The sequence below is a fragment of the Cephaloticoccus capnophilus genome (assembly GCF_001580045.1).
In the GTDB taxonomy this organism is placed as follows: Bacteria; Verrucomicrobiota; Verrucomicrobiia; order Opitutales; family Opitutaceae; genus Cephaloticoccus; species Cephaloticoccus capnophilus.
The window spans coordinates 34,265-54,647 of the sequence record NZ_LSZP01000009.1 but is presented as its reverse complement, the minus strand read 5'-3'; the positions used below and the strand labels follow the sequence as shown (position 1 = coordinate 54,647).

The following is a 20,383-nucleotide window of genomic DNA, read 5'->3' as shown; positions in this document are numbered from 1 at the left end:
TATCCTAAAGCCTTGCAGGAGCTTATCGGCCACAGCTACGGTCGCGAGTAAAAATGTGCGGAATCGTCGGCTATACGGGAAAACAACACGCAACCCCCTTCATCATCGAGGGACTAAAACGACTCGAATACCGAGGTTACGACTCGGCGGGATTAGCAGTCACGACAGCTGCGACAGGCAGCGAGCCGGGTGAGCCGGACAGCGCCAAGGCGCGCGCACCTAGCGCCGCCAAGCTACATTACCTTAAACGCATAGGCCGGGTCGCCGAGTTGGAGCTTGCCGCCGCACAACAACACAGTGCCCTCCCCGCGCTTGCGCATTGTGGGATCGGCCACACGCGCTGGGCCACCCACGGCGGCGTCACCGAGGCCAACGCGCACCCGCACCTCAGCAACGACCACCGGATCGCCCTCGTCCACAACGGCGTCATCGAGAACTTCCACTCGATAAAGACATTCCTCCTCGGCCACGGCTACACCTTCGCCTCCGAGACCGACACTGAGGTGCTCTGCAACCTCATCGCTTACCACTACGCAAAGACGCCGCCGCAAAACGCGCACAACGCCAATGACGCTCAGGACGCCCGGCTCCTCGTCGCTGTGCGCGGCGCACTCCGCCATGTCGAAGGCACTTACGGGCTCGTCGCCCTCTGCGTCGATGCGCCAGACGAGCTCGTCGCCGCGCGCAAAGGCTCGCCGCTCATCCTCGGCATCGGCGAGGGCGAGCACCTCGTCGCCAGCGACGCCGCCGCACTCATCAGCCGCACGCAAAAAGTCGTCTACCTAAACGACGGCGAGCTCGCCCACCTGAGCCCCACCGACCTACGCCTCAGCAGCCTAAACGCCGCCCCGCTCGAACCCGTCGTTGACCAAATCACTTGGTCAATCGCCCAAGCCGAGCTCGGCGACTACGCGCACTTTATGCAGAAGGAGATTTTCGAGCAGCCTGACGCGCTCGAAAACACCATGCGTGGCCGCTTCTCCGAAGACGGCAGCACCGCCCAATTCGGCGGGCTAAACCTCAACGCAGATGAACTTCGCAACGTCGACCGGATCATCCTCTGCGCTTGCGGCACCGCTTGGCATGCCTGCCTCGTCACCAAGCACCTCATCGAGCGATTTGCGCGCCTACCCGTCGAGGTCGATTACGCCTCCGAATTTCGCTACCGCAACGCCCCCCTCTCGCCCACCAACACGCTCTGCCTCGTCATGAGCCAGTCCGGCGAAACCATCGACACACTCGCCGCCCTCCGCGAAGCCAAACGCAAGGGCCTGCGCGTGCTCGCCGTCACCAACGTCGTCGGCTCCACAATCGCCCGCGAAGCCGATGGCGGCATTTACCAGCACGCAGGGCCCGAAATCGGCGTCGCCTCCACCAAAGCCTTCACCTCGCAACTACTCATCGGCGCGATGCTCGCACTCTACCTCGCGCGGCTGCGCACGATGAGCTTCACCGACGGCGCCGCCGCTGTGGCCGCGCTTCGCGCCGTCCCCGCACTCATCCGCAAAACGCTCGAGCAAGCCCCACGTATCGCCGAAATCGCTACACGCTACGCGCAGGTCACCGACATGCTCTTCCTTGGCCGACTCGCGCTCTTTCCCATCGCACTCGAGGGCGCGCTCAAGCTCAAAGAAATCTCCTACATTCACGCCGAGGGCTACCCCGCCGCCGAACTCAAGCACGGCCCCATCGCCCTCATTAGCCCCGACTGCCCCAGCGTGTTCTTCGTCACGCGCGGCGAGCTGTTTTCCAAAGTCGTCTCCTCCATGCAGGAAGTAAAAGCGCGCGGCGGCCCTATCATCGCCATTTGCACCGAAGGGCTCGAACTCCCAGAAAAACTCGCCGATGCGCGCATTGACATCCCCGATTGCCACGAAGCCATCCTCCCGCTCGTCGCCACAATCCCCGTGCAGCTGCTCAGCTACGAAATCGCCAAACAACGCGGCTGCGATGTCGATAAACCGCGCAACCTCGCCAAATCCGTCACTGTAGAATAAGCCTTGCCTACAGTAAAACACGCCGCGCGAACGAGGGGCACAGCACAGCGGAAGCCGCCGAGCCCGCGTCCCTTAACTCGCCGCCCAATGCCTGCCTTATCTCGCTCTTTCCCGTCATGAACATCCATCCCTCGCGCGATGCCTTCGTCGAACTCGCCACGCACGGCAACGTCGTCCCCGTCTACACCGACCTCATGGCCGACTTTGAGACACCCGTCTCGGCCTACGCCAAGCTTCGCAACGCGGGCCCCGCCTACCTCCTCGAATCCATCGAAGGCGGCGAACGCCTCTCCCGCTACAGCTTCATCGGCTGCCGCCCGCGCAAAGTTTTCGCCTGCGGGCCAGAGACTACGCAAATCCGCGAGCCCGCCGCGGCCGAACCCGTCCGCCACGTCCCCACCCCCGCTGACCCGCTTAAATTAATCGAAGACGAGATGGCGCGCTACCGGCCCGTCCGCCTCCCCGAGCTCCCCAGCTTCACCGGCGGTGCAGTCGGCTTCCTCGGCTACGAATACGTGATGCGCATCGAGCCCACCGTCCCCGTAGCCCCGCGCGACGAACTCGGCCTGCCGCTTCTCTACTTCATGCTCTCGGATACGCTGCTCATCTTTGACCGCGCCAAACAGACGCTCCGCCTCTGCGTAAACGCGCACATCGGCGATGACGAAGACGCAGCCCAAGCCTACGACCGCGCCGTCAACGAGATTGACGCCCTCTACGAAATCCTCCGCCAACCCGCCCCGCTTGCGCCCGTACCGCTCCCCGAGTCCCCACCCATTAAAGTCCCCAGCGGTAATTTCACTCAGCCCGACTTTGAAGCCGCCGTCGAAACCGCCAAAGGCTACATCCGCGCGGGCGACATCATCCAAGTCGTCGGCGCGCAGCGTTTCTCCAAACCCTTTGCCCAAAGCCCGCTCGACCTCTACCGCGCGCTCCGCACCGTAAACCCCTCGCCCTACATGTTTATCCTAGAGACGGGCGACTTCTCGCTCGTCGGCGCCTCGCCCGAAGTCCACGTCAAACTCACCGACGGGCTCGTGGAGATCCGCCCCATCGCGGGCACACGCCGCCGCGGCGCGACCCCCGCCGAAGACGCCGCGCTCGAACGCGAACTCCTCGCCGATGAGAAGGAAAAAGCCGAGCACCTCATGCTCGTGGACCTCGCCCGAAATGACATCGGCCGCGTCTGTGAATACGGCACCGTCACCGTCCCCGACTTCATGACCGTCGAGCGCTACTCGCACGTCATGCACATCGTGTCCCAAGTCGAAGGCCGCATCGCCGCCGATAAAAACGCCTTCGACCTCATGCGTGCCACCTTCCCCGCCGGCACCGTCAGCGGCGCGCCCAAAGTCCGCGCCATGCAAATCATCACCGAGCTCGAGCAGCTCCAACGCGGGTTCTACGCCGGAGCCCTCGGCCATTTCGGTTACGACGGCAACACCGACACCTGCATCATGCTGCGTACCGCACTTATTAAAGACGGCCAAGTTTACATCCAATCCGGCGGCGGCTGGGTCGCCGACTCCACCGGCGAAGGCGAATACCAAGAATCAATCAACAAAGCCTCCGCCCTCTTCAAAGCCGTGGGCGTCGCCGGCGCTAGGTAAGTATTTCCGCGGTAAGTATTCACACCTACACCCGCACGGCAGCATGACGCACCCAAAGTGCGCTCCGTGCTAGGGCTGGGGCCCGGCGAAGCAGGCAAAATCTGCAGCGTGCCTAAAGTATCGCGCGGGCGTAGAGTCCTCTGTGGCACAGCCCGCAGGGCCAAATTGGCGCGCCAAACTACGCATATTTTGGCATTCTAGGCTTCGCTTCCCTCGAGTAACGCCCAAGCTCATTTGGGAACGGCCTAAGCTACTGGGAATCGAATTTTCCTAAGAAGAAACCCCACCATAACAGCATCACCGCCGGACGACTGACTGTGCGGCAGTGATCCTAAAAAAGAGAGGATATACCACTATGCTGCCAAAGACCTCCCTCGCCCGCCAGACGACCGACCGCCCCGCCGCCAGCGACGACGGCATTAGCGTTAGCCCCACTAAGCCCCCTGCGCGCCAAGCCGCCGCAGTCGCTTCGCCAATCACTGCCCCGCTCGACACCGCGCCAAAGTTTCCCTCCGCAGCCTCCACTGTTTTAGAAGCCCGCGCCGCGCCCGCGCCTGAACCGGCCAACCCGCCCAGCGAGCGCTCCAACCTGCAGATTTATCTACAGGAAATCTCCAAAACCCCGCTCCTCACCATTCAGGAAGAAATCGCCCTCGCCGAGCGTATCCAAAAAGGCGACATAGCGGCCCGCGAACACATGATTAAGGCCAATCTGCGCCTCGTCGTGAAAATCGCGATGGACTACAAAGACTTCGGCCTGCCCCTCCTTGACCTCATCTCCGAAGGCAACATCGGCCTCGTCAAAGCGGTCGAACGCTTCGACCCCGCCAAAGGCGGCAAACTCTCCACCTACGCCGCGTGGTGGATTAAACAGTCGATCAAGCGCGCACTCGCCAACCAGTCCAAGACCATCAGCCTGCCCGTCCATCTCGTCGATAAAATCGCAAAAATGCGGCGCACGGCGGCGGCCCTCAACGAAGAGCTAGGCCGCGAACCCACTGACGAAGAAATCGCGCGCGAACTGCAAATCCCCACCGCCAAAGTCGCCCACCTAAGAAGCGTCAGCGTGCGCCCCGCCTCGCTCGACGCGCCCCTAGGCGACGACTCCGACTCCTCTAGCCTCGGCGAGATCATCGGCGACGAAAACGCCATCAACCCCTTCGACAGCCTCCGCAACCGCCTCCAAAACTCCGACCTGCACGAAATGATCGCCTCGCTCGACCAGCGCGAAGCCGAGATCATCCGCCTGCGCTTCGGCTTGGAAGGCCGCGAACCGCTCACACTCGAAGAAGTGGGCCGCCATTTCCACGTCACCCGCGAGCGCATCCGCCAGCTCGAATACCTCGCGCTCAACAAAATACGGCGGGCCATGGCCAAACACGAGGCCATCCGCAGTGCGGACGAGGTGGAGGACGAGCGCCGTCGCGTCCAACGCCTCCAAACCCTTCGCAATTTCGCCGCCTCCAAAACTCACGATTAGGATCTGCTCCCGTTTGCAACGCGAGCCGCGCCGGAGGCAGATTTTCCACTACGCGTGGGGCGCAGCCGCAGGCTGTTTTATTTGGCGGCGGGCCTGACGGCGTGCACAGGACGACTTTAGTCGCCGAGCCGTCGTCAAGTGTTGGCGGCCCGCCGTCCATCGCTGCACCCATTTACCGAAGGCTTGGTTGCCGTGCATGCGCACGGCAACCAAGCCTTCGGTAGAAAGGAGCCCAAACTTGGCGGCGGGTGTTTATTAGTGATTTTCCCCACCTCGCCCAAACGGGTTATCACTCTACTTTCCTTTTGACTCCCCTCCCTGTCGCAACGCGACAGGGGGAGTGCTTTCAAATTTGGGATTTCGCTTTCGCGCGATAGCGCGATGCGAAATCCCAAATTGAATGGAAGCGGTCACTGACCGCCGCCCCACGCGCAGTGGGAAAGTATTAGCGTGGCCGCGCGAGACAGGAACAGACGCCGAGGCGGTCGGGCACCGCAGTCACTCAGCGCTGTTGTGGGATTTCCACTACGCCGCCAACTCGCCGCCACTCGACTCGTCCATGCCCGCGCTCCTTTACTATAAAATCTCCGGCCACGTCCTCGACTTCCAGATCCCCTGCTCCGAGTGAGCCCACCGTCACGCTGCCACGCACACGCTCGAGATCCACTTCGCCGTTACCGACGGCCTCAATCTTCACATCGCCATCGGCCCCTTCTAGGTCGAAAGCCCCGGAGCCGATGCTATTCACTCGCACGAGTCCGCGCACATTTTCGACATCCACTTCGCCCGAACCGATCGAGCCCACCGTGAGTGAACCAATGTCGCGCAACTCCACTTCTCCCGAGCCGACACTCAGGATCACTGCGCCCGGGATCCGCCGCGCCTCGAGCTCGCCCGAGCCGACTTTAGCCGTAAGCGAATGCGCGCCCGTCACCCAAGCATCGCCCGAAGTCACATTCACCTCGACCCCGATTTCTAAGGGCACCGCCACTCGCAAGTCCATGTAGCCATAGCTCCGCAAGGAGTCGCTCGGCGGCTGCTCCTTATCTTTCACCTCTGCCTCCTCTCGCAGCAGACTCACCAATAGCCGGTCGCCCTGCCGCTCTTGCTGCAGCGTCAGCTTGGCCAACTGCGCTTCGCTCGTCGCGCAGACATAGCCTGAGAGCACGGGCTGCGGATGCGGGGAGGCGTCTACGCGTAGTTTGTTTTCCCTAACATTAAAGACCACACAACGCACACCTGAGTAATCGAGCTTCAGCGATCGCGGCTCGGAAAACTCGTGCGAACCGTCGCCATCCGAATCGGCACGAACCTGTACGGCAAACTGCCCCAATAACAGTGAAAGCAAAGAACAGACAAAAAGGGAACGCATAGGCTGCGCAGTCGAGCCGCCGACAGTCCGCTCCGTCAATGGGCTGCGTAGTCGCCGAGCTACGTATCGAGGGGCAGACTACGTAGCTCAAAACGCGGAGCGGACGCTCTCGATTACAGCGGCAAGCGGCACTTCGCGTTCGCTGCGCTCGTTTAAGTCGCGCAGTTTTAGGACGCCGCGCGCCACTTCGTCGCCGCCAAAAATCAGCGCGATCCGCGCCCCCGCATCCGTCGCCGCCCGAAACTGTTTTCCGAAGGCCAGCGGCTTTAGCGAATACTCCACCCGCAACCCAGAGGCGCGCAGTGACTGAATCGCCCCGAGTGCGGCATGTCGCTCGGCCTCGCCGTCACCAATCACGCAATACACATCGGGCGCGCTAAGTAGCGGCGGCATTAGCCCGCGTTGCTCTAGGAGCAGCGCAAAGGTCATATCGCCAATCGCAAAACCCACCGCAGGCATGTCTGCATAGCCGAGTTTCCCCAACAAGTCGTTGTAACGGCCACCGCCCGCGATTGCGCGCAACTCGCCCTTTCGGTCAAAGGCCTCGAAGACAAAGCCCGTGTAGTAAGCGAGCCCGCGCACCACGCCTAAATCGACCTGCACAAATCGCGAGAGTCCCATCGCCTCGAGATTACCCAGGAGTTTTCGCCACTCGCCCAAACGGGCAACGATCCGTTCGTCGCCCAGCGCAGCGAGTATGGCTTCCAACCCGTCGAGCGACTTCACGCCAAGGAACTCCACGACTCGCGTTTTCAGCTCAGCAGGGATTTCCCCAAACACTTCCGCATACGCCTTAAACGCGGCTTCACCGTGTTTTTCGTAGCGATCGACCGCCGTAAGGACGGCCTTGATACGCGGCTCATCGAGCCCGAGTGCACTCAAGTAATACACCCACAAATCACGGTCGCTTAGCCGCACAAAAAAGTCCGCCTCTGTGAGCCCAAAGGCGCAGAGATTTTGCACCAAAAGTCCGATTAGCTCGCTCTCAGCCTCCACGCCCGGCTCGCCAAAAATGTCAGCGTTAAACTGAAAAAAGCAGCGACCGCGACCGCGCTGCATCCGCTCGTAGCGGTAAAACTCGCCGATGCTAAACCATTTGATGGGCCGCTTGAGCGCGTTGGCCTTTGCGCCGACTAGGCGGCACACGGTCGGCGTCATCTCGGGCCGCAACGTCACGGCACGCCCGCCCTTGTCGGTAAAGCTGAAAAGCTGTGCCTCAATTTCGTCGCCCGACTTGGCCTTGTAGAGCTCGAGCGCTTCGAGCACCGGCGCATCGTATTCGCTGAAGCCGAAGTTCACAGCAGTCTGCCGCCAAAGCCGGAACAGGTAGTTGCGCCGAAGAAGCTCCTCGGGGTAAAACTCGCGAAATCCGGGCAGGGTCTGAAAAGCCGACATAAGGGCGACGACCTTGCAAAGCGGCCTGCTCGCTCGTCACTCCTTTTTTGGCAAAGAGGAAGAGTAGACGCGTTTGATACTCGCTTAAACGCAGGGCGACACTCGGGCCGCTCCCCCGAGCGCGCATAGGGCGCCTGCCCTCCCGATTCATATGAAAAGCGCTGCTTCCTTTGGCACTTCGGATAGCAAAGTCGGGATCGGCCCATTGATCCGGCCCGCAAATAGATGCATGCGGCATGACCGACAGCATCGCCTGAATCCCATAAACGTAGTTTATTTATGGGCCCGATCTATAGACGACGAAGCCGCGGGCGCGCCGCCGTCTTGGTTACGGTCACAGCCCCTCCTTTTCAGGGGCTCAATCGTCGTCCGACTCGCTGTCCGCCGACTTTAGTTTGCTCAGGTCGATTTTCTTGAGCTGCTGTTTCAGCATTTTGCCGGACTTAAACTTCACGACGGCGCGGCGCGGGATGACGACTTCGCGCTCGGGCTTGTTGGGGTTACGCCCGACACGCGACTTGCGCACCTGTACCTCTAGCACCCCGAAGTTTCGCAACTCCACGTTGCGCCCTTTGGCGAGGGCCTTCTGGATGATGTCGAGAGTGAGCTGCACGGTGTCGACGATCTGCTTTTGGGGGAACGCAGTCTTCTTGTAGATTTCGAGCACGATCTCTCGTTTCGTGAGGTTGTTAGACATGACTATTCCTTTCGCTAGCGGTTGGGAGATTCGGGAGAACAGAGTAAAGCAATGGCTAAACCATTAACAGTTCCTCGATTGCGTCAATTTGAATATGACTCGCACTCGCTCCGAATTGCATCGCACAGTCTGCGCCTCTTTTTCTCTGCGACTCCTCTTGCAGCCTACCGCGCTTCTCCGCCCGACGACGCCATGCCCGACCCACAAGCCGTAAACTCAATGTTCGCCCGTATCGCGCTGCGCTACGACTTGGCCAATCGCTTGCTCAGCGGTGGCACTGACCTTTGGTGGCGGTGGCGACTCGTGCGGCGCGTCCGCCGCGCCGCGCCGCGCGATGTCCTCGACCTGGCAACCGGCAGCGGCGATGTCGCCTTTGCGCTGTGCCGCGCCATGCCCGGAGTCGAGGTTTCGGGCATGGACTTTTGCCAACCCATGCTCGACCAAGCAGAGGCCAAGAAAGCCGCAGCAGGCGGTAACGCGGCCTACCCGTCGCTCCGTTTTTTACAGGGCGACGGCCTAAACCTGCCGCTGCCCGACGCCTGCGTGGATGCGGTCACCATCTCCTTTGGGCTGCGTAACATGGCCGACCGTCACCGTGCACTTTGCGAAATGCGCCGCGTGCTGCGGCCCGGCGGACGACTCTACGTGTTGGAGTTTTCGCAAGCGTGGGGCTGGTTTCGCCCGCTCTACCTTTTCTACCTGCGGCACATCCTACCGCCGCTCGCCGGACTCGTCACACGTGACCGCGCCGCCTACCGCTATTTAAACGAAACAATTGAGGAATTCCCCGACCACCTCGCGCTCGCCGCCGAGATTCGTGAAGCCGGTTTCGCAGATGTGCGCGCCACACGGATGACCGGCGGCATCGTCGCGCTGCACCAATGCACCGTCACCCAGTAGGAAATCCGCTTCTGACGACGCGCCAACACGTGACGACGGCTCGGCAGCGCCAAGTGCGTCCGCCTTGGCGGCTAGGGCTGTCCTGTGCACGTCGTCAGTCGCGCCGCTGCACGAAAGAACCTGCGACCCGTTGACAGGAAAACGCCTCCGAACAATTTCCGCGCACGTATGATTACGCTAACGCCCCGTGCTGCCGCTCAGATCCGCCTCATGCAAGAAGCCAACACCGCAACGACTGCTGCGGATGATAAGCAGTTGCTGCGCGTCCTCGTCGAAAACGGCGGCTGCTCCGGCCACCAATACGGCATGTCTTTCGATGCGCCGAAGGACGGCGACACCGAAATCGAAAGCGAAGGCGTGCGCCTCCTCATCGACGCCGACAGCCTCGCACATATGAGCGGCAGCCGTATCGACTTCGACGATGGCCTACAGGGAAAAGGCTTCGAAATCCAAAACCCCAATGCCAAATCGACCTGCGGCTGCGGTAAGTCTTTCAGCTAAGATGAGGCATTCTCGATGCCGCCTGCTCACTCGACTCACTAATGCGCCGCGCGGCCAGAAGCCGCGCCTACGCCGCCGACTCGCCAAATAAATCGGCCCGCAACCCACTGTGGCAGCCCCAGAATTTTATCACTCCCAAGAGCAGCGGCAGACGCAGTCCCTCGTGCTCGCGCCGCAGATGCGCCAAGCACTCAAGCTCCTACAAGTCGCCGCCATCGACCTACACGCCGAGATACAGGAAGAGCTGCAAAAAAATCCCACGCTCGAAGAACTCCCAAGCGATTCGGACTCAATCAGCCTCGACGCCCCGCCCACACCACCGAGTGGCCACGCCGAAGCCGGAAGCCCATCTACCGAAAACGAGTCCACGCTGCCCTCGCCCGCTGAACTCGATTTTGCGAAAAGTGGCGAACCGCTCCTGCCCTCCGGCTCCGACACGCAGCAACCTTACTCGAATGCCGATGCCGAGCGCAGACAGCACTTCTTCGACTCGCTCGTGGCCGCGCCTTCACTCTACGAACAGCTCGCCGCACAAGCCGCACTCGCCGACCTCTCGCCCGCACAACAGCGCGCACTCGACTACTTAATCGGTGCGCTCGACGAACGCGGCTTCCTTAGCCAATCGCTCGAAGACGCCGCCGCCCAATCGGGCCTCGCGCTCAGCGACATCAGCACCGCTGCCGAAGCGCTCCGCAATTTCGACCCACCCGGCATCGGCGCACGCTCGCTCCCCGAATGCCTCTTACTCCAACTCCGCCACAAGACCGCTGACCAAGATTTGCCGGCGGAGCACAGCGAGGAAAGCGCAGCGAGCTTCGCGCTCGCAGAGCGAATCATTGCCGAGCAGTTCGAGCTGCTCACCCGCCGCCGAATCGGCGAACTCACCCGTGCACTTGGCGCGAGCCCTGAAGCGGTGCAGCGCGCCATCGAACTCATCGGACGACTCGACACCGCGCCCGGCCGCCGCTTCGCCGCCGACAGTAATCAAATCATCGAGCCCGACATCGAGGTGTGGCGCGACTCCGACCGCCAGTGGCAACTCATGCTCAACCGCCGCTACATCCCCCGCCTGCGCATCTCCGCCACCTATCGCGACCTCATCGCCAAAGGCACACTGGCCGAAAGCGAACGCGACTACCTGCGCGAACGCATGCGGGCCGGACGCACACTCATCGACTCGATTGAACAACGCCAACACACGCTCGAACGCCTCGCCCGTGAATTGCTCACACTCCAACACGCATTTTTTGAGCACGGCCCGACCCACCTAAAACCGCTCACAATGGGCGAACTCGCCGAGCGACTCGGCGTGCACGAAACGACTGTCAGCCGTGCCGCGGCCAACAAGTTTATCAAAACCCCACACGGCCTCTTCCCGCTGCGCTACTTTTTCACTACCGGCTACCAAGCCGACAGCGGAACCCCAGTCGCCAACACCAGCGTAAAAGAATGGATTGCCGACCTCATCGCGGCCGAAGATCGGGACGCTCCCCTAAGCGACCAAGCGATTGTGGAAAAACTGCGCGAACGCGGCCTACACCTCGCCCGCCGCACCGTAACCAAATACCGCGAGGCCTTAAACCTCCCGCCAAGCAACCTGCGTAAGGATCATTGAAGCCGAACTTGTTGAGTTCGACGTCTTCGCGAAACTCGCCGCCGCAAACGACTGATAAGCGACTTGAGCCCGACTCGGGCGCGTCCCAGACTCCGCACCCATGTCCAAAACTGCGGCCCGGCTCGTGTTTGCCCTGACATTGCTGTTCTTCACCGCGTTTTTTCTTTGGCCGATTTTGCAGATTCTAAAGGGCGGCTTTTTCGATGCAGATGGCCGCTTCACGACCGAGTATTTTGCAGTGCTGCTAAGCGATCCGCTCTACTTAGGCGGGCTGCGTAACTCCTTCCTCCTCGCCTGTGCGGCGACTTCGCTCTCGCTGCTAATCGCGCTGCCGCTCGCCTTTATTTCCGACCGCTTCTTGTTTCCGGCAAAGGGACTATTCTCCTCGCTCATCCTCGTGCCGATGATTCTCCCGCCCTTCGTCGGTGCGATTGGGATCAAGCAGATTTTCGGCCAATACGGCGCGGTCAATGCGCTCATCATCGCGCTCGGACTGCGCCCCGAAGGCTGGGCCTTCGACTGGTTCGCGCTCAACCGATTCTGGGGGATTGCGCTCATCGAAGCCCTCTCGCTCTACCCGATCGTGTACCTCAACGCGACTGCCGCGCTCGCCAACATCGATCCCGCGATGGAGGAGGCCGCCGAAAATCTCGGCTGCACGGGTTTACGACGCGTCTTTAAAATCACGCTGCCGCTCATCAGACCGGGGCTCTTTGCGGGCGGCACGATTGTGTTTATCTGGGCCTTTACCGAGCTAGGAACGCCGCTCGTTTTCGACTACGCACGGGTGACTCCTGTCCAGATCTACTACGGACTGCGCGACATCGGCGGGAATCCCTTTCCCTACGCGCTAGTCGCGGTGATGCTTGGCAGCTCGGTCGCGCTCTATGGCTTGGGCAAAGGGCTTTTTGGCCGCGCCGCGCACGCCGCAAGCCCGAAGGCGACGACGCTCAGCGCTCCACGCACGCTGCGGCCCCTGCCCCGCACGGCCTGCACGCTGCTTTTCGCCGCGGTGACCTTCGTCGCCATCCTGCCGCACCTCGGCGTCGTGCTCGTCGCGTTCTCGCCCGACTGGTATGCCACCGTGCTGCCGCAGCACTTTACGCTAGAGAACTTCGCGCTCGCGCTCGGCCACGAACTCACCGTCCCCGCAATCGCCAACAGCCTAAAATTTGCCAGCCTCTCGACCGCCATTGATATCGTGCTCGGAGTCGCCATCGCCTACGTGGTCGTGCGCAGCCGACTCGCGGGCCGCCAAATCCTCGATTTTTTGGCAATGATGCCGCTCGCAGTGCCCGGGCTCGTGCTCGCCTTTGGCTACCTCGCGATGTCGCAGGAGGGAAAGGCGTTTGCGTTTCTCAATCCCGTGGAAAACCCGACCGTGCTGCTCGTCATCGCCTACTCGGTGCGCCGCTTGCCCTATGTCGTGCGCTCGGCAGTCGCGGGCTTTCAGCAAACCAGCGAAACGCTCGAAGAGGCTGCGCAAAGCCTCGGCAGTCCACCGCTCAAAGCCACGGTCAAAATCACGCTTCCGCTCATCATGGCCAACCTCATCGCCGGTGGGCTACTCGCCTTTTCCTTCGCGATGCTCGAGGTCTCCGACTCACTCATTCTCGCCCAAAAACAGCTCTACTATCCGATCACCAAAGCGATTATGGAGCTCTTCCAACTCATTGGTGAGGGCAAGTTTATCGCCAGCGCACTCGGTGTGTGGGCGATGGCCTTCCTCGGCGTGACCCTTGTCGGGATGACGCGCTTACTTGGGAAAAACCTCGGCGCATTGTTTAGAGCATAACGGCGACCGACGCGGGCGCGTGGACGCTGAGGCAAATAGACGGGCCTCCAACGAGCGGCCCGCCAAAATGAAAAGAGGCACAGACTCCCCACACGTAGTGCAGGTGGAGAAAAGCTCGCGCTGCGTCTCCTCTTATCCGCAATGCAGGCGACACGCCCTATGCTTTACCTCCTGCTCGCCTCTCTCGCTTGGGCCTTCTCGTTCGGCCTCATCAAAGACCAACTCACTGCGCTCGACCCGACCGCCGTCGTCGTTCTGCGGCTACTCTGTGCCTCGCTCGTTTTCCTGCCCTTTTTAAAACTGCGCCAAATCTCGCTCGCGCAAGCCGGCCGACTCGCGGCCATCGGCGCACTGCAATTCGGCCTCATGTATGTCATCTACCTGCGCGCCTTCGCATTTTTGGCGGCGCACGAGGTCGTGCTCTTTACGATATTTACCCCCGTTTTTGTCGCGCTGCTCGACGCAGTAATTGAGCGACGCTGGGCGTGGCGGCACTTCGGCGCGGCGCTGCTCGCGTTCATTGGTGCCTCCCTGATGCTCTGGAACTCGCTCGCGCTTTCAGGAATCGCGCTCGGCTTTGGGCTCATGCAAGTCTCCAACCTGTGTTTTGCGCTCGGCCAACTCGCTTGGCGGCGCGAACGCGCCCGCGCGCCACAGCTAAGCGAAGCCGCGCTCGTCGGCCTCCTCTACCTCGGCGCGCTCGGGGCGGCCCTCGCCGCTTCGCTCGTGACCACAGACTGGCTCGCCTTTCGCCCAAGCGCGGCGCAACTGGGGATAATTGCCTACCTAGGCACCATCGCCTCCGGAGTCGGATTCTTTTGGTGGAACCTCGGAGCCTGTCGCGTCAACGCAGGCACACTCGCCGTGATGAATAACGCCAAAGTCCCCATTGGCGTCTTCGTCTCGCTCGTCTTCTTCGGCGAAGACGCTGACCTCACACGGCTACTCCTAAGCGGTGCAGTGATGCTCGCGGCCGTGGCTCTCGCCGAAGGCTGGTTTGAGAAAACCCAGAAAGCGTAGCCGCCGCGCAACGACTACTGCGCCTTGAGCTTTGCGCGAAAATCGCCCGCTTCCTCCCAGTTTCCTTTGCCGAGCGTTTGGGCGATAGACGCCTTACGCATGAGCGCCTGCGCTGCGCTATCCACCGGATTTTCGGCAAGGAGGGTGTCAGCAATTTTGAGCGCATCGGCGGCGCGTTGGGCGCTGAGCAAAGCTTCGCCTAGCGCAAGCAAGTTTGCCTGGCGAGTGGGCTCCAAGTCCCAAATCGCCTCGTAGGCGAAGACCGCCGTCTCCACCCAGCCGAGCTCACTCGCCGCCTCCCCCAAAAGCCGGAGGGCTGCCGTGTCGTAAGGATTTTTCCCTAAGCGCATTTCCGCGTGGGCGATTTGTTCCGAAGCACTCCTTTTCGCCCGGGTTCTGCCAAAACAAAGTAAACGCCGCGTAAGCGCAGCGGAGAGCTTCCCTAGCAAGCCAGCGCGCCTAGGAAACTTTTTCAAAAGCACCGCCCGTTGAAGCCGCCGCACCGGCAAACACTCGGGATGCGCGGTAAGCAGCACCCCACACGCACTCAACGCATATGCCCAGTCTCCCTGCTCAAAGGCACAGCGTGCCTTTTCAAAACGCCTCCGCTCGACCGCACTCAACACATCCAGCGAACTAGGCAAGTGGGGCGCAGCGTCCGACATGGCACCGCCCACTTAGCCCAGCTCTGAAAAACTCCGCAAGCCTTAGTCCTCCCCCAACGCAGAGTCCGAGTGCAGTTCCGAAATTTGCTCGAACCTCACGCGCTAAAATCCGCTAAAGTCGGCCGCTTAAACATTCGTCTAGGAGCCTCATAGCTCGCTCACAAAAGCCCATCCGCTGAGGCGGCCGCCTCGAGTGCGCTGAGCGCTTCGCTGGCGGTCGCTTCGTCCGCGGCTTCGACCAAGAAACGCAGTTTTAGCTCGGTGCCCGAATAGCGCACCATCACGCGGCCCACTGCCAGGCCACAGTCGCGAGAGCCGTCCGCTGCGGTTTTATTTGGCGCGTTGTCGCGATCGCAGACCGGGCCAGCCGCCGCGTCGCCGTTGCGGCCAAACCGTGATTCCCACTTTTGAATCGCAGCTTGGAGTTGCGGGCATCCGGCCAAGTCGCGCCGTTCACGAACCGAAAGCGCAGAGGTCTTTTGGGGGAATTTTTTGAGGGCTTTGCGCAGGGAGGAGAGCGGCTCCCCCGTTCGACGCATGACATCGATTACGCGCAGCGCGGTCACAAGTCCATCGCCCGTCGGCGAGACATCCGCACAGATGATGTGGCCGCTGGATTCGCCGCCGAGCATCGCCGCTTCGGCTCGCATACATTCGCTGACGTAGCGGTCGCCGACATTGGTGCGGAGCACGCGCCCGCCCGCCGCGCCGAGCGCCACATCGACGCCCAGATTACTCTGCACGGTGATAACGAGCGTGCGCTGCGCGAGTGCGCTGCGCCGCAGCGCGTCGAGCGCAAGAAGCGTCAAAATCTCATCTCCATCGAGCACCGCGCCAAACTCATCGACCAAAATGCAGCGATCGCCATCGCCATCGTGAACGACGCCCAGCCTCGCCCCGGACTCGCACACCAGCGCGGCGAGTTGCTCGGGGTGCTCACTGCCGAGCCCCGCGTTAATGTTGTGTCCGTCCGGTGCGTCACCGAGCCCCACGACCTCTGCGCCGAGCGCACGCAAGACAGCGGGCGTCGCGCCGACCGTCGCGCCGTTGGCCGTATCGACCGCGATTCGCCAGCCCGCCAAGGACTGCGGCGGCAGAAGTGCGGTATGCCCTGTGACGTAGCCCTCGAGCGCGCTCGTATCGGTCGCCACTTCGGCCACTTCGACCGGCTCGGGCATCGGAACCGATTCAGGCAGTAGGGCTTCAATCTCCGCCTCGTCGGCGTCGGTGAGCTTCGTCCCTAAAGCCGTGAAAAACTTTATGCCGTTGTCGCTCGCAGGATTGTGCGAGGCGGTAATGACAACGCCGAGGGCCGCGCCGCTCGTCTTGACCGCACGCGCAACAGCAGGCGTGGGCAGCACGCCCAACAAAACCGGATCGCCGCCTGCGGCCAGAATACCCGCGACCACGCCCTGCTCTAGCTCCAGCCCACTCGCCCGAGTGTCCCGGCCAATCAGCACACGCAGCGGGAAACGGCTTTCCTCGGCGGCGCTCGCATCGTGGCGCGGGCTCGCCGGCTCTCGCTGCGCGGCGCACTTCGTCCGCTTCGCCCACTCGCACGCTGCTACGCTCAATCGAGCAAAAAAAGAAGGATTTACGAGTGCGCCGCCCACCGGCCCGCGCACGCCGTCAGTGCCAAAATAGAGGCGGCTCATGCGTTGCGGTAAAATTGACGGGTGTCCTCAATTTTGCGGCGCACAGCGCCGCCGACGAGCAGCTCGCGCGCCGGGGCTAGGCCGTCCTCGATTTTGTCGACTTTGCCAACGAGCCAGAGCGCGATCGCCGTATTGAGCACGATCGTATCTTCGAGCCCTCGCGGGCCTTTACCTGCCAAGAGCGCGTCCACGAGGGCGAGGTTTTGCGGAAGGTCGCCGCCCTGAAGTTCGGAAAACGAAGCGGCTTGGAGCCCATAGTGCTCGGCCTCCCAAGTCCCATCGACCTGAGCGGCGCGGCCCACACCAAGGACGCGGTTCCGCGTCGCGGTAGTGATTTCGTCGATACCCTTACCTGCCGCAATTTCGCCGTGAACGACGAGCCCGGCTTGCGGCTCCAGAGCGGCCAACGCGGCGGCGAGGCGCGGCACCCAATCGGGGGAAAAGCTGCCGAGCAACACATGCGCGGGACGGCCCGGATTGATGAGCGGCCCGAGGATATTGAAGATCGTGCGCTTGCCCTGTGTTGCGAGCACCTTGCGCACCGGCGCGATATGCTTGAAGGACGGGTGAAAGTTGGGCGCAAAAAAGAACACAAAGCCGAGTTGCTCCATCGCCTTTCGCAGCACAGCGGGCGGCGCGAACAAATCGACGCCCAGCGCAGCGAGAATATCCGCGCTACCGCACTTCGAGGTGATGCCGCGGTTGCCATGCTTCATCGCCGGAACACCCGCCGCGGCGAGCGTCAGGACGACCAAGCTCGATACATTAAACCCGCCCGAATGGTCGCCGCCTGTCCCGACGATATCGATCGCCCGCTCCGACCAGTCGGACATATTGGGATCAATCGCGCGGCGGCGAAAGGCCTGCGCAAACGCCGCAATCTCCTCGGCACTCTCGCCTTTATCGGCCAAGGCACGCAAAAAATCCGCCTTCATCGAGCCCGACACTTCGGGCGCTTCGAGCGCCGCTGCCGCTGCCTCGACCTGCTCTGACGACAGCTCCCGCCCCCCCAAGAGCTGCGTAGTCAATTCATGTAAAATCGGCATATCGGCATCTAGGCAGCCAAGCCTGTCGCAGTGCCGCAAATCAATTTGCGCTCTACCTCAAAACCCCGCAGCAAACGCCACTCTGTGCGTCGAAACCTCCCTATCCTGTCTTTCCCTACGCTCGCGCTTGCGTGCCTGTTTACTCTTACAACGCGTGCTCACGCCCGCGCGGAAACGCCTGAGCACAGCGAGGTAGCCGCGCCGCTTGCCCCGCTCACGCCCGGTCAAGCCATCGTCCTCGGGCTCGTCGAGGGCGTGACTGAGTTTCTGCCCGTTTCCTCGACCGGCCACCTCATCCTCACAAACCAGTTTCTCGCCCTAGACTCCGAGGAAGCGCTGCGCGACGCGGCGGGCAGCCCACTCTGGCACAAGCCCCCCAACCCCGATGCACCCGAAGGCGAACCGCTCACCATCAAAGTCGCTGCCGACACTTACACGGTGGTCATCCAAGTCGGCGCGATTTTGGCCGTGCTCTCGCTGTATTGGCCGAGCTGCCTAAAACTGCTGCGCGGGCTCCTCGGCCGCGACCGCGAGGGACTGCTGCTCTTGCGAAACCTCGTGCTCGCCTTCGTGCCAGTCGCGCTCGTCGGGCTGCTCGCCAGCGACTTTATCGAAGCCTACCTCTTCTCCGTCGCTGCCGTGATCGGCGGGCTCGTCGGCGGAGCCGTGCTCATGCTCGCGGTTGAAGCGTGGAGGCGAAAAAAGACTCCGTCCGCAGCGCACCCGACCGACGCCGATAAACAGCCCGCCCAACTCACGCCGACTGAATCCCTAAAAGTCGGCCTCATCCAGTGCCTTGCGCTTTGGCCCGGGGCGAGCCGCTCGATGCTCACAATTGTCGGCGGTTACTGGGCAGGGCTCAGCCCCGCACGCGCCGCCGAGTTTAGCTTCCTCGTCGGGCTGCCCGTGTTGGCAGGCGCAGCCATCCTCAAAGGCTGGCGCAGCGGGCCCGAGATGATCGCTGTTTTTGGCGCACCGAGCGTGTTGCTCGGGATGGCTGTCGCAGCAATCTCGGCTGCACTGGCAGTTAAGTTCTTAATAAAAATCCTCACACGCAGTGGGCTTGCCCCCTTCGCACTCTACCGGCTCGTGCTGGCTGCGGCAGTCGCCGTTGTGGTTTACCTATAAGTGCGCTTGACGCAGCCTCTGCCCGCCCTCTTAACTCCGCCCCTTTTTACGCCCGAAACGGGCCGTCTTAACCGGCGCAATACTCTCCTTCAACATCACGCAATCATGGCTCAACCCAAACGTAAGCAATCCAAGCGCCGCAGTGCTAACCGCCGCGCAGCCAACGCCTTCCAAGCGCCTGAATTTGCCAAAGATCCGACCGATGGAAGCCTCTTTCGCCCGCACCATGTGAACCCGAAGACGGGCATGTATCGCGGACGCCAAGTGCTCAACGTGGAGGTCTAATCGCGCGTCGCACGCGCGCCGATTTGCCCTTCCCCTCTAAAAACGCCAGCATCGCGACACAGATGCCCCAGCCTCGCGACACCCAGCGCATCGCCGTCGATGCCATGGGCGGTGATCTCGGCCCAGCCGAGGTCGTCGAGGCCGTGAAGCTCGCGCTCGCCCAGCAGCCTGCGCTCAACCCGATCACGCTAGTCGGCGACGAAGCCCAGCTCGTGCCACTGCTCGACCGTGCCGGACTCCGCGTCGGCGACAGCGAGCGCCTCGCCCTCCTGCACGCGCCCGAAGTCATCACGATGGATGACAAGCCCGTGCTCGCGCTGCGCCGCAAAAAAAACTCCTCAATGCTCCGGGCGATTGAGCTCGTGAAAGACGGCTCCGCGAGCGTCGTCGTCAGTTGCGGTAACACGGGCGCACTGATGGCCGGAGGCACGCTGCGACTGCGCACCATGCAGGGGGTCGCCCGTCCGGCACTCGCTGCCGTCGTCCCACGTGCAGGCGGCCACTTCGTGCTAATCGACGCTGGGGCCAACCCCGACGCCCGCCCCGAGCACCTTTTGCACAACGCCATACTCGGCAGCCATTATTGCCGGGTGCGATTACACACGAAAGCCACGACTGCGCCTCGCGTCGGGCTCATGAGTATCGGCACCGAAGAAGGTAAGGGCAACGCACTCACCGCCGAGGCGCATGCCCTGCTCCGCAGTGCGCACGATGCGGGCATCCTCAACTACTCGGGCCAAATCGAGGGCTTCCAAGTCTTCGCTGAGGCTGGAGGCGGAGGCGTGGACGTCGTCGTTTGTGACGGCTTCGTGGGCAACATCATGCTCAAAAGCTGGGAGTCGCTCGTTAAGTTTTTCTCCTCCATCATCAAAACCGAGCTTCGCGCCAACCCGCTGCGCATGGCCGGTGCGTTGATGGCCAAGGGCGCCTTCAGCGCGCTCAAGTCTCGCATCGATCCCGATAGCCACAGCGGCGCCCCCCTCCTCGGGTTGCGCGGCAATATCCTAAAAGCGCACGGCTCCAGTAAGCGCACCGCCATCTGCGCGGCGATTTGCGCGGCAGGCGAAATCATCACTGCGGAGATGAACCAACACATCGAAGCCGATGTGCGCCGTGCCGCCCCGCTGCTCTCCTCATCCGCCCAAGCCCGCGCGGAGATCGCCTCCTCGCCCCCACCTTCACCACAAAACTAACTCTCGGCGCGGCGGCGCACACGAGCCCA

At 62.1% G+C, this 20,383-nt stretch carries 17 protein-coding genes; 11 read left to right on the top strand and 6 right to left on the bottom strand.

The features are described from left to right. The first annotated feature begins 53 nt into the window (after positions 1-53). The 3 genes from glmS (at position 54) to AXK12_RS01400 (ending at position 5,087) form a co-directional block, all read left to right on the top strand. Positions 54-1,997 (top strand): glutamine--fructose-6-phosphate transaminase (isomerizing), encoded by a 1,944-nt coding sequence (gene glmS, locus AXK12_RS01410; RefSeq protein WP_068710987.1) that lies wholly within the window; start codon positions 54-56, stop codon positions 1,995-1,997. Between the two features lie 116 nt (positions 1,998-2,113). Beyond that, a complete protein-coding gene (trpE, locus tag AXK12_RS01405) occupies positions 2,114-3,607 on the top strand; it encodes an anthranilate synthase component I (protein WP_068710986.1) in 1,494 nt (497 codons plus the stop codon). 355 nt (positions 3,608-3,962) lie between these two features. Next, positions 3,963-5,087 (top strand): sigma-70 family RNA polymerase sigma factor, encoded by a 1,125-nt coding sequence (locus tag AXK12_RS01400; RefSeq protein WP_082782553.1) that lies wholly within the window; start codon positions 3,963-3,965, stop codon positions 5,085-5,087. Between the two features lie 502 nt (positions 5,088-5,589). On the opposite strand, the gene AXK12_RS01395 is transcribed toward AXK12_RS01400, so the two are convergent. The 3 genes from AXK12_RS01395 to AXK12_RS01385 all read right to left on the bottom strand — a co-directional run bounded on the left by AXK12_RS01395 (position 5,590) and on the right by AXK12_RS01385 (position 8,557). Next, a complete protein-coding gene (locus tag AXK12_RS01395) occupies positions 5,590-6,435 on the bottom strand; it encodes a DUF4097 family beta strand repeat-containing protein (protein WP_156468766.1) in 846 nt (281 codons plus the stop codon). A gap of 111 nt (positions 6,436-6,546) precedes the next feature. Beyond that, a complete protein-coding gene (gene hisS / locus AXK12_RS01390; RefSeq protein WP_068710984.1) occupies positions 6,547-7,854 on the bottom strand; it encodes a histidine--tRNA ligase in 1,308 nt (435 codons plus the stop codon). Positions 7,855-8,212: 358 nt separating this feature from the next. Then, positions 8,213-8,557, bottom strand: a complete 345-nt coding sequence (locus tag AXK12_RS01385; protein WP_484481978.1) for an HU family DNA-binding protein — start codon at positions 8,555-8,557, stop codon at positions 8,213-8,215. A 186-nt stretch (positions 8,558-8,743) separates the two neighbouring features. On the opposite strand from AXK12_RS01385, the gene AXK12_RS01380 reads away from it, so the two are divergent. The 5 genes from AXK12_RS01380 (at position 8,744) to AXK12_RS01360 (ending at position 14,382) form a co-directional block, all read left to right on the top strand. Continuing rightward, complete coding sequence (locus AXK12_RS01380) at positions 8,744-9,451, top strand: ubiquinone/menaquinone biosynthesis methyltransferase (protein ID WP_068711004.1); 708 nt, start codon at positions 8,744-8,746, stop codon at positions 9,449-9,451. Positions 9,452-9,619: 168 nt separating this feature from the next. Further along, positions 9,620-9,952, top strand: coding sequence for a HesB/IscA family protein (locus AXK12_RS01375; protein WP_068710982.1), 333 nt, complete (start codon positions 9,620-9,622; stop codon positions 9,950-9,952). 109 nt (positions 9,953-10,061) lie between these two features. Continuing rightward, positions 10,062-11,567, top strand: coding sequence for an RNA polymerase factor sigma-54 (rpoN, locus tag AXK12_RS01370; protein WP_068710981.1), 1,506 nt, complete (start codon positions 10,062-10,064; stop codon positions 11,565-11,567). Between the two features lie 100 nt (positions 11,568-11,667). After that, positions 11,668-13,362, top strand: a complete 1,695-nt coding sequence (locus tag AXK12_RS01365) for an ABC transporter permease (RefSeq protein WP_231863474.1) — start codon at positions 11,668-11,670, stop codon at positions 13,360-13,362. 159 nt (positions 13,363-13,521) lie between these two features. After that, positions 13,522-14,382, top strand: a complete 861-nt coding sequence (locus tag AXK12_RS01360; protein WP_068710980.1) for an EamA family transporter — start codon at positions 13,522-13,524, stop codon at positions 14,380-14,382. A 14-nt stretch (positions 14,383-14,396) separates the two neighbouring features. Here AXK12_RS01360 and AXK12_RS09220 read toward each other — a convergent pair whose 3' ends face one another. The 3 genes from AXK12_RS09220 to trpD all read right to left on the bottom strand — a co-directional run bounded on the left by AXK12_RS09220 (position 14,397) and on the right by trpD (position 17,748). Further along, positions 14,397-14,732 (bottom strand): tetratricopeptide repeat protein, encoded by a 336-nt coding sequence (locus tag AXK12_RS09220; RefSeq protein ID WP_068710979.1) that lies wholly within the window; start codon positions 14,730-14,732, stop codon positions 14,397-14,399. A gap of 473 nt (positions 14,733-15,205) precedes the next feature. Further along, on the bottom strand, positions 15,206-16,702 hold the full coding sequence (locus AXK12_RS01350) for a phosphohexomutase domain-containing protein (protein ID WP_068710978.1): 1,497 nt from the start codon (positions 16,700-16,702) through the stop codon (positions 15,206-15,208). Beyond that, positions 16,699-17,748, bottom strand: a complete 1,050-nt coding sequence (gene trpD / locus AXK12_RS01345) for an anthranilate phosphoribosyltransferase (protein WP_068710977.1) — start codon at positions 17,746-17,748, stop codon at positions 16,699-16,701. The genes AXK12_RS01350 and trpD overlap by 4 nt, the downstream gene beginning before the upstream one ends. Before the next feature lie 84 nt (positions 17,749-17,832). On the opposite strand from trpD, the gene AXK12_RS01340 reads away from it, so the two are divergent. From AXK12_RS01340 to plsX, 3 genes are all read left to right on the top strand, one after another. Continuing rightward, positions 17,833-18,876 (top strand): undecaprenyl-diphosphate phosphatase, encoded by a 1,044-nt coding sequence (locus AXK12_RS01340; protein WP_197456946.1) that lies wholly within the window; start codon positions 17,833-17,835, stop codon positions 18,874-18,876. A gap of 105 nt (positions 18,877-18,981) precedes the next feature. Beyond that, the gene (rpmF, locus tag AXK12_RS01335; protein ID WP_068710976.1) at positions 18,982-19,161 is read left to right on the top strand and encodes a 50S ribosomal protein L32; all 180 of its coding nucleotides are present in this window, start codon (positions 18,982-18,984) and stop codon (positions 19,159-19,161) included. A 62-nt stretch (positions 19,162-19,223) separates the two neighbouring features. Then, positions 19,224-20,354 (top strand): phosphate acyltransferase PlsX, encoded by a 1,131-nt coding sequence (plsX, locus tag AXK12_RS01330; RefSeq protein WP_068710975.1) that lies wholly within the window; start codon positions 19,224-19,226, stop codon positions 20,352-20,354. Positions 20,355-20,383 lie beyond the last annotated feature (29 nt).

Coding starts and splice junctions, on each gene's coding strand:
- AXK12_RS01350 (WP_068710978.1), bottom strand. CDS start 16,702: ATGAGCCGCCTCTATTTTGGCACTGACGGCGTGCGCGGGCCGGTGGGC.
- rpmF (WP_068710976.1), top strand. CDS start 18,982: ATGGCTCAACCCAAACGTAAGCAATCCAAGCGCCGCAGTGCTAACCGC.
- AXK12_RS01365 (WP_231863474.1), top strand. CDS start 11,668: ATGTCCAAAACTGCGGCCCGGCTCGTGTTTGCCCTGACATTGCTGTTC.
- AXK12_RS01360 (WP_068710980.1), top strand. CDS start 13,522: ATGCTTTACCTCCTGCTCGCCTCTCTCGCTTGGGCCTTCTCGTTCGGC.
- trpD (WP_068710977.1), bottom strand. CDS start 17,748: ATGCCGATTTTACATGAATTGACTACGCAGCTCTTGGGGGGGCGGGAG.
- AXK12_RS01380 (WP_068711004.1), top strand. CDS start 8,744: ATGCCCGACCCACAAGCCGTAAACTCAATGTTCGCCCGTATCGCGCTG.
- hisS (WP_068710984.1), bottom strand. CDS start 7,854: ATGTCGGCTTTTCAGACCCTGCCCGGATTTCGCGAGTTTTACCCCGAG.
- plsX (WP_068710975.1), top strand. CDS start 19,224: ATGCCCCAGCCTCGCGACACCCAGCGCATCGCCGTCGATGCCATGGGC.
- AXK12_RS09220 (WP_068710979.1), bottom strand. CDS start 14,732: ATGCGCTTAGGGAAAAATCCTTACGACACGGCAGCCCTCCGGCTTTTG.
- trpE (WP_068710986.1), top strand. CDS start 2,114: ATGAACATCCATCCCTCGCGCGATGCCTTCGTCGAACTCGCCACGCAC.
- AXK12_RS01400 (WP_082782553.1), top strand. CDS start 3,963: ATGCTGCCAAAGACCTCCCTCGCCCGCCAGACGACCGACCGCCCCGCC.
- glmS (WP_068710987.1), top strand. CDS start 54: ATGTGCGGAATCGTCGGCTATACGGGAAAACAACACGCAACCCCCTTC.
- AXK12_RS01375 (WP_068710982.1), top strand. CDS start 9,620: ATGATTACGCTAACGCCCCGTGCTGCCGCTCAGATCCGCCTCATGCAA.